The sequence below is a fragment of the Paracoccus sp. PAMC 22219 genome (genome assembly GCF_000787695.1).
Taxonomy (GTDB): domain Bacteria; phylum Pseudomonadota; class Alphaproteobacteria; order Rhodobacterales; family Rhodobacteraceae; genus Paracoccus.
In genome coordinates, this window is the sequence record NZ_BBPH01000077.1 from 1 (window position 1) to 7,389 (window position 7,389).

At 54.1% G+C, this 7,389-nt stretch carries 8 protein-coding genes and 1 pseudogene; 2 read left to right on the plus strand and 7 right to left on the minus strand.

Going from position 1 to position 7,389, the window contains the following annotated elements; all coding sequences use genetic code 11:
* Positions 1–317: 317 nt before the first annotated feature.
* Positions 318–1,415: a MobQ family relaxase gene (mobQ, locus tag TY51_RS22630; RefSeq protein WP_042248847.1), complete on the plus strand. Its 1,098-nt coding sequence runs from the start codon at positions 318–320 to the stop codon at positions 1,413–1,415.
* 249 nt (positions 1,416–1,664) lie between these two features.
* Here the strand turns inward: mobQ and TY51_RS21850 are convergent, their stop codons facing one another.
* From TY51_RS21850 to TY51_RS21865, 6 genes are all read right to left on the minus strand, one after another.
* A complete protein-coding gene (locus TY51_RS21850) occupies positions 1,665–2,627 on the minus strand; it encodes a hypothetical protein (RefSeq protein WP_156117966.1) in 963 nt (320 codons plus the stop codon).
* Between the two features lie 85 nt (positions 2,628–2,712).
* On the minus strand, positions 2,713–3,108 hold the full coding sequence (locus tag TY51_RS21855; RefSeq protein ID WP_197054711.1) for a hypothetical protein: 396 nt from the start codon (positions 3,106–3,108) through the stop codon (positions 2,713–2,715).
* Positions 3,078–3,356: a hypothetical protein gene (locus TY51_RS09520; RefSeq protein WP_042248851.1), complete on the minus strand. Its 279-nt coding sequence runs from the start codon at positions 3,354–3,356 to the stop codon at positions 3,078–3,080. The genes TY51_RS21855 and TY51_RS09520 overlap by 31 nt, the downstream gene beginning before the upstream one ends.
* A gap of 143 nt (positions 3,357–3,499) precedes the next feature.
* Positions 3,500–3,904 carry a hypothetical protein gene (locus tag TY51_RS21860; RefSeq protein ID WP_156117968.1) on the minus strand — a complete coding sequence of 135 codons (405 nt, stop codon included), beginning with the start codon at positions 3,902–3,904 and terminating at the stop codon, positions 3,500–3,502.
* Positions 3,905–3,980: 76 nt separating this feature from the next.
* Entirely contained in the window at positions 3,981–4,553 is a 573-nt protein-coding gene (locus TY51_RS09525) for a replication protein (protein WP_042248854.1), read from the minus strand.
* Positions 4,554–5,220: 667 nt separating this feature from the next.
* Entirely contained in the window at positions 5,221–6,171 is a 951-nt protein-coding gene (locus TY51_RS21865) for a hypothetical protein (RefSeq protein ID WP_156117969.1), read from the minus strand.
* 187 nt (positions 6,172–6,358) lie between these two features.
* On the opposite strand from TY51_RS21865, the pseudogene TY51_RS24510 reads away from it, so the two are divergent.
* A pseudogene (locus tag TY51_RS24510) lies at positions 6,359–6,559 on the plus strand (DUF2442 domain-containing protein); the annotation flags it as partial.
* A gap of 119 nt (positions 6,560–6,678) precedes the next feature.
* Here TY51_RS24510 and TY51_RS23370 read toward each other — a convergent pair.
* A complete protein-coding gene (locus TY51_RS23370) occupies positions 6,679–7,227 on the minus strand; it encodes a hypothetical protein (protein ID WP_042248856.1) in 549 nt (182 codons plus the stop codon).
* Between the last annotated feature and the right edge of the window lie 162 nt (positions 7,228–7,389).

A 7,389-nucleotide genomic window follows, 5' to 3' on the forward strand; every position in this document is an offset into this window, starting at 1 on the left:
GGCCGCCATCCACTTGGCGATCTTCGGGTCCTTCAAAGCTTCTGTGGTCACGATGGCACCGACGATGATCTTGCGGCGGGTGTCGCTGGCCTTCTGTCGGGTCTTGAGGCGGTTCAGCTTGGCCTGTGCCTCGGCGATCTGCTGGTCAATGGTCCTGGGCATTTTGAAATCCTGTGGTCGCTCAATGGTTGCAAGTCTGGAGGTGCTGAGCGTAGGGTGCAAGACACGAAGTGCCCACTTATACAAACGCTGTGCGTTTGTGTGGGCAAGGGAACACTCGCGTTTCCCTTGAACCCTTAGCGAAGTGCGGCGCGCATATGGCGATCTATCATCTCAGGGCCACGATGATCTCCCGCTCTGCCGGGCGCAGCGCCACGGCGGCGGCCGCGTATCGCAGCGCGGAGCTGATCGTGGATCAGCGCACCGGCCTCGCCTTCGACTACCGCGCACGCGGCGGGGTCGATCACGTCGAGACCCTCGCCCCGGTCGATGCGCCGACCTGGGTGCAGGACCGGGCGGCGCTGTGGAACGCGGTGGAGCTGGCCGAGACGCGCAAGAACAGCCAGGTCGCCCGTGAGATCCGCGTGGCCCTGCCTTGCGAGCTGGACGCTGCGCAGCGGCTGCAGCTCGTCCGCGACTTCTGCCAGCGCGAATTCGTGGACCGGGGCATGGTGGCCGATATCGCCCTGCACGCCCCAGGGCGTGAGGGCGACGAGCGCAACCACCATGCCCATATCCTGCTGACCACCCGGGAGATCGGTCCCGAGGGGTTCACCACCAAGAACCGGGACTGGAACGCCAAGGAGCTGCTGGAGGGCTGGCGGGAAGCCTGGGCCCGGGACACCAACCACGCTCTGGAGCGCTGTGGCACTCATGAGCGCGTCGATCACCGGACACTGGAGGCACAGCGCGTCGAGGCTGAGGCACGCGCCCAGGAGGCCCGGAAGCGCGGCGACGAGGCCGAGGCCCTGCGCGAGACGGTCCGGGCCGTCTCGCTGGACCGTCAGCCGCTGCCGCAGCTTTCCGCGGGGGCGTGGCAGCTCAAGGAACGCGGCATAGAGGTCGCGGCTGTCCAGGTCTGGCGCGAGATCAAGGAGCAGGCGGTCGAGGTGGCACGCGTGGCGCAGGAGCTGGCCGAGAAGGGCCGCGCCTGGCTGGACCGTATCGCGGAACGGGCTGCGGAACAGGTGCGTGAGGCGGTGGAACGGGTCGCGCCTGCCGATGCCTGGGGAGAGTTCTTCGCCGCCGCAGCGCCCGGTGCGTCAGCCGCCGCAGAGGGGCTGGCGCGGGATCTGGAGGTCGAGCGCCGGCAGGAGGCGCAGCGCGAGGCTGCCGAACGAGAGGCGCGGGAACGGGTGCAGGAGCAGGAGCGCCGCGCCCATGAGCGCGACGATGGCCACGATCACGGCTGGTAGGCCCTATGGCTGGCGATGTCGGTCAGGGTTTTGACGCGCAACGGGTCCAATGAGCACTCATTAGACAATTTGACCTGCGTCCAAGCTATTCGTTCCCCCTGCATGGAAAAGGCATCCATTTCAAATGGATTAGACGTCGCGCCGAAGAGAAGAGAAACCACCTGTGCTGGCTTGATCCTCAAGTTTTGCCAACCCTAAGACCAAGCGTATCTGCCAGCCATAGCAGGTAATGTAAGGGCTGAAATAAAGCTATCCTTTTAAATCTTTTATTGCCTTCAAAAGGTCTATGACTTTTGGCACTTCTAAGCTTACAGTAGAATATTTATCTTCGCTTTCTTCATCTGGCTTGCCTTGAACTACTATTTCTTGCGAATGACCCCATTTTGAAAATGCTTCTTTAACTTGATCCCATCCTGCAGTTGCTCCGTAACTTTGAACGTAAAGTCGGCCAAATGAAAGATTGTGGCTTGTTTCCGAAACTCGAAGGGACTCATTTAAATATCTCCTCGAGAGTATAAATGAGTACCTAGCTGCTAACCCGGAAATAATAATAAAAGCTGCGCCCTTAAGTGTCAGGAATGTGAGTGCGGGCAGAGATATTCCATTCTCCAAGCCTGAAGATGTTTGGTAGAGGGAGAGAGCTGCGATTATCATGGCCAAAAGAAGGGATACCCCCCCAGAAACGGACCACCAGAAAGAAAGTGTAGAGAGATTATCTTCTCTAGTTTTTAATTCCGCAATTATTTTTCCAACGTATACTTCAGATGTAGACTGAAGTTTTTTGTTGTTGTCCTCATCGTAGCGTTCTTTGTCTTTTGAAAAATTTTCGAGTTGCTTTTTTAGTGAAATTTCCTGTGCCTCAACTTCATGAGCGCGCTGACGAACAGCTTCAGCAGCGGCTTCTAAGTTACGAGACTTGGTTTTGTTTTCAATTTCTAAAGAGTGCAACTTTTCGTTTAGGTGGCGATCTAATTCTTTTTCCCTTCTATAATACTCCTCTTTCATTTTTTCAGCTTGATCGGAGAGATCTTTCTCTCTGCGATCAAAATATGCCATCATTTTTGATCTTTCTTCCTCAAGCTGGCGCTGACGCTCAAGCGTCTGATTTTTTTGCTTTGAGGTTTCGAGCCAAATTTCCTGAACTTTCCCGACGGCACTTTTGTCAAGTTTGAAAATTGCTTCGTTTATTTCTTCTGAACTTTCATCAGGCATTATTTTTTCCACATAATTTATACGAATCCGGCCTCTCCGCTACGCTCAAAGGTATTTTTAAGCATACTACGCGCGACCTTTTAACCTACCGACGGCGCGCCTGCACTGCTTCGATACCCTCCCGTATCTGGGTTGCCGAAAGGTTGTTATGCCGCCCGTCGTATGTCCCAGATTCGCCATTCCATATGCTACCCTTGGCAACGACAAGGATCTTGCCATTCAACCATCTCGAGACGAGGCGTGCATCGGGCGGCAGAGGAATTTGCTGTCCATCGACATCATGATCGAGATAGCCTGCATCCCATGCGGACCGATCAAAAGTCTCTCTACCCGACAGTTCCCCATATTCTTGGTGTCCTCGATAAGAAGAGGTCGCGGGATCTGCAGCCAAGTCCGCCAGCTCAATGAGCAAAAAGCTTTCCTGCACTGCATTGGGAAAGTGTTCGAGGATCATGCGCTCGGGTTTGAATAGGTCGACCATCCGTCTTCGACGGCGAGAGCAATACAGCCATCTACATCGGTCTGCGCGCGATACTTCCAGTCCTGACCCCCGCCTGTAGGGTAGTAGGCGTGGTTCACGTTTTGCCCGAGGAAGGAATTGAGAGCATTCCCGATGGCGGCGGCTCCATGCCACTCCGCCCTCTTCATGTCCCCGGCTCCGACGAACGTGATCGCGTCATGCCAGTGCAGCCGGACCTTCTCAAAGAACCGCTCGCGTAATTCGGTCATGATGCTCTCTCCTATCTATAAATCGGGGGCTCTACCCAGAGTACTCAAATGATCGCGCAGCAGCGATAGGTCGCTGTGTCGCCTGAGAAAGGAGGCGAAGGCGCTGCCCAACAGAGCGACACTGCTTGGCAAGACCTCCAGTTTTAGGTGCCGCGTTCTTTCTTGAACAGCCGAGACCAAAAACCTCCTGCGGGCATCTGCGGAATTGGTGCAGGTGCCGGAGGCGCGATGGAAAGACGCTCTGCGATTTGATGCCATCTGTCCCGCTCCTGCCGGGCCTCGATCAGCGCTTCATGCAGCATCTGATTTTCACGCTCCAACACCGCCGTTTCATTCACTTTCTCAGGCGTTGCGGACTGTTTCAAAATTTGTGTTTCAGGTGTTGCATGTGCAACGGGAGGGAATACGCGGTGCAACTCAGCAGGATCTATACTCCAAGCCCCGTTATCGTCCTTCGACCCCGAGATCTTTCCGTTTTGCAGAGCCCTAGTGATTGTTGCCTTTGAAACTCCTACTGCCTTTGCAGCTTGGCCTGCTGTGTATTTCATGGCGTATCACGATGTTTCATCACGTTTCGTGAAACAGTCGTGCACCTGTTTCGTACTGTATTGCAGTGTTGGAGCATCAGGGCGTATTCCTTTTGACCGTCGCCGGCAGGTCGAATTCCATTCCCTCAAACGAAGGCTGCGATTCCGGCGGTAAGCCTTCGCCTGATGGAAGCTGTTGCTCACCAGGGTAAAGGCTTGGAAGCTTCCGCAGAGGCTGCTGATGGTCCAAGACGTTGCTATCAGGCTGTTCGGCATCCGAAATTACAACATTTGCCGTGAACAAGCTGTATCGGATGCCTTCACGTGGGCCGCTCCATGCAACGCGATCATTGATGATGTAGGCATTGACTGTGCCTCGGTCCCCGATCTGCCGGGTTTCGATCCAGCGGTGCTCTTTGAGCATGGCCACTGCGCGACGCACTGTCCGCATGTCGATGCTCAACAGGCCTGCCATGGTCTTTTGCGACATGACCACCGCATTGTGGTCCTCGACACGAGCAATCAGCAAGTGAAGCACTCGAGAAGCATTCAGAGATCCGGGCAGACCTAAAAACATTGCCCATGCTTCATGAGCGGCACGTTCGGTCTGGACCCATGTTCCACGTTGCTTTTTCACAGGCAGTGAGTTTGGCTGATCGTCATTCGGCATAGGTCACTCTCTGTCCTAAGGGTAGGACAAACGAAGACGGAAATCTGTCGTTCATTGTCCAGTAAATTACATCAACAGTGTAATTTACTGGACAAGCACCGCAAGAAAAAAGCCGACCCTAGGACACGCTGTGTCCTAACCCTAGGACACAGCGTGTCCTAACCCCCCTTAAATAGTATATAAAAAACAAAGCCTTATTTTTTCCCCTTCTAATGATCTTAAGGCAGGCAAAAAATCCACAGTCCGGGCGCGCTTGCGCGCCGGGGGGAAGCGCCCGCCAGGGAGCTGGCGACCCCCCGCCGGATGGACGGATTGTGGAGTTTTTGATTGCCGTCGGACGTGAGGCCCCTTGTGAGCCGAACGGACGACTCCGCGGGCGTTGCGCGCGCGGCGGGTGGGGGTCAGGGGGAGGGTCTCCATCTCAACCGCAGTGCTGGTGGCAGCGGAGGGATTTGCTGGTGAGACGGCGCCAGGCGCGGGCGCGGTGCTTCAACCTCTGGCTGCGCTGTGGCGGATATGAGGTGTTATGCGCCGGAACGCAGGAGGGGGCAGGGATCAGCCAGGGGTTGTGGAATTTTGGAGATGGACGACGTTATGCTGTGACAGAGAACACGCAAATCTTCGGTACTATACTCTATCAAGGCAACATACGTTAAATAATATAACTCTATTTCTTTATATTTGCGAAGGCATCGATTAGTTTGTCTATCGGACCTTTAAATTCATTTTCTTCTAATCTGTATGTTTCAACAGTTATAGTGGACTCTCCTTGCTGCAGCTTCATCATATCTTTACCGTCTTTTCCATTAAGAGAATCAATAACAACCTTTTTTTGGTCAATATCTAAATCCTTCACCATGCAATAAATCAGCATTTGATTTTCTCTGGAACGCAATACTGACTCATAATATCGTAGCTCTTCCATGGATGTCCGGTACTGGCGAAGGAAGAAGCCAGCTAGCAGCTGAATAAATATAACCATCAGTAGCCTTGGAATTAGACTAATTAATTCCCCAAGATAATCTCTTTGAATATTTAATTCAGCATCAGAAATTAAGCCCTTGCTATGTAGTTCGATTAACCTAGAACCGTCAATGTAGTTATTAATCGGTAAAGTTGCCATAAAAAATGCTAATCCTGATAACGCCACAGCAGCGCCTATCAACATTAGAGTATTAGGGCGACGTTGCGCAGATTTTAAGGTTTCCTTACTTCTTTCCACGTATCGTCTGAAATTGACAGACGGATCAAAATCCCGACTTGATCCCATGCCGGATCCGTCAGAGAGAGGGAACTTCCTGCGCATTATTATGCTAAATATAATATCAACAATAATAGTTCTGCTTGTAAGGGTGTAGTATACTATTTGCATAAATGCTGCCGAAAGTAAGACGAGAATGCTAATCGGAAATTCAATTAAATTCTCGGTTTCTCCGGATAAATAACGATATCTTACATAAAAATAATTGTATATGATTGGAGTTGACAGGGAGATTGGAGTAAAAAAGACTGCTATTTCTATAACGCTAGCAAACCTTGCTTTCTTTTCTATGCGCAGATAGGAATTGACTTTCCTATCCCTCTCGTAATCTCTTAAAGATTGATTGTCTCCGCTCATAATTCACCTAATTGACAAGAAGGATACCTTGGGAGAATAGAGAAATATTATTTGGTGGCTTGCCAGCGTGCTTAAGTAAGGGACTAGGGTAGCACCCAAAGGCAGTCTAACACGTACTTTGGAAACTTCAGAACAGGAGTTTTAAGCTGCGGTCCAGCGCAGAGAGGAGCTAGGTTAGAATGGGTATGTGGTCAGCGTTGAATACGATGTCATTTTAAAACAACTGGTTGTGGGCCTCAGCTCCGGCGTAATCATCATGGTGCCCGTACATCTGATGCAGGCGCTGGCAGGGGCCGATCCTGGGGCGCTCAGCGAGGTTGAGATTTCGCCCTCGGGGCTGGCCCTGCACTGGCCTTCCTTGGATGCCGATGTCTACTTGCTCCGCCTCATGCAGGGTGTATTCGGCACGAAGCGTTTGGATGGCCACACAGCTTGGCGCCGCAGGCGGCAGCAGTACGACAGAATGGGGCCAAGGACGGACGGCCCCGCAAGCAGGCCTAGGCGCGATCAGCGATCGATCCAGAAGACGCAGTATCCCTCTCCGCTGCTGGCAAGGGTTCCGCGCTCCCCTCCCGCGGAGCCGCAGAACAGCCCCGGGTTTCGTCCAAAAGAATTGGCATCGCCGCGCCCCTGGATCAGGAGCAGCGCCACGATGCCCAGAACGGCTCCCAGAGCTGCAATCCCCCCAAAGACGGCCAGACCCCCTCCGAAGCTGTAGAGGGCCTGCTGGCGGCCTTTGACGGCCTCCAGGCGCATGTGGTTGGCGGCAGCACTGATCTTGTCCTCCAGGCCCCTTACGGCCTGTCCTGCGGCCTCCTGGGCGGCTGTGAGGCTGTCGCGGTGCATGCGGCGGGACATCTCGGCCGCGGTGCTGCCGATCTGCCGGTTCTGCTCCAGGGCGTCGATGGTGATCTTCTGCACCGAAGCCCTGAGCCGTGCCGCCTCGGCCTTGGTGGTCGCGGTGGCGGTGAGGTTGCCTACGTCCTGGCGCAGGAGCCGCACCTGGTCGGTCAGATCGGCAATCAGCTCGGCGGGGGATTTGGCGGCGGCGCTCATGCAGTGCCCGCCTTCGCGTCCAGTTCAGCTAAGAGACCGGCGATCTCTTTCTGATCGACGTCGCGGGTGGCGTTCTTGCGCAGGGTGGCCGCCATCCACTTGGCGATCTTCGGGTCCTTCAAAGCTTCTGTGGTCACGATGGCACCGACGATGATCTTGCGG

Excerpts from the sequence above, each read along its gene's own strand:
- TY51_RS21860 (WP_156117968.1), bottom strand. The coding sequence starts at position 3,904 with ATGAAATACACAGCAGGCCAAGCTGCAAAGGCAGTAGGAGTTTCAAAG.
- TY51_RS21850 (WP_156117966.1), bottom strand. The coding sequence starts at position 2,627 with ATGCCTGATGAAAGTTCAGAAGAAATAAACGAAGCAATTTTCAAACTT.
- TY51_RS09525 (WP_042248854.1), bottom strand. The coding sequence starts at position 4,553 with ATGCCGAATGACGATCAGCCAAACTCACTGCCTGTGAAAAAGCAACGT.
- TY51_RS21865 (WP_156117969.1), bottom strand. The coding sequence starts at position 6,171 with ATGAGCGGAGACAATCAATCTTTAAGAGATTACGAGAGGGATAGGAAA.
- TY51_RS09520 (WP_042248851.1), bottom strand. The coding sequence starts at position 3,356 with ATGACCGAATTACGCGAGCGGTTCTTTGAGAAGGTCCGGCTGCACTGG.
- TY51_RS23370 (WP_042248856.1), bottom strand. The coding sequence starts at position 7,227 with ATGAGCGCCGCCGCCAAATCCCCCGCCGAGCTGATTGCCGATCTGACC.
- TY51_RS21855 (WP_197054711.1), bottom strand. The coding sequence starts at position 3,108 with ATGGTCGACCTATTCAAACCCGAGCGCATGATCCTCGAACACTTTCCC.
- mobQ (WP_042248847.1), top strand. The coding sequence starts at position 318 with ATGGCGATCTATCATCTCAGGGCCACGATGATCTCCCGCTCTGCCGGG.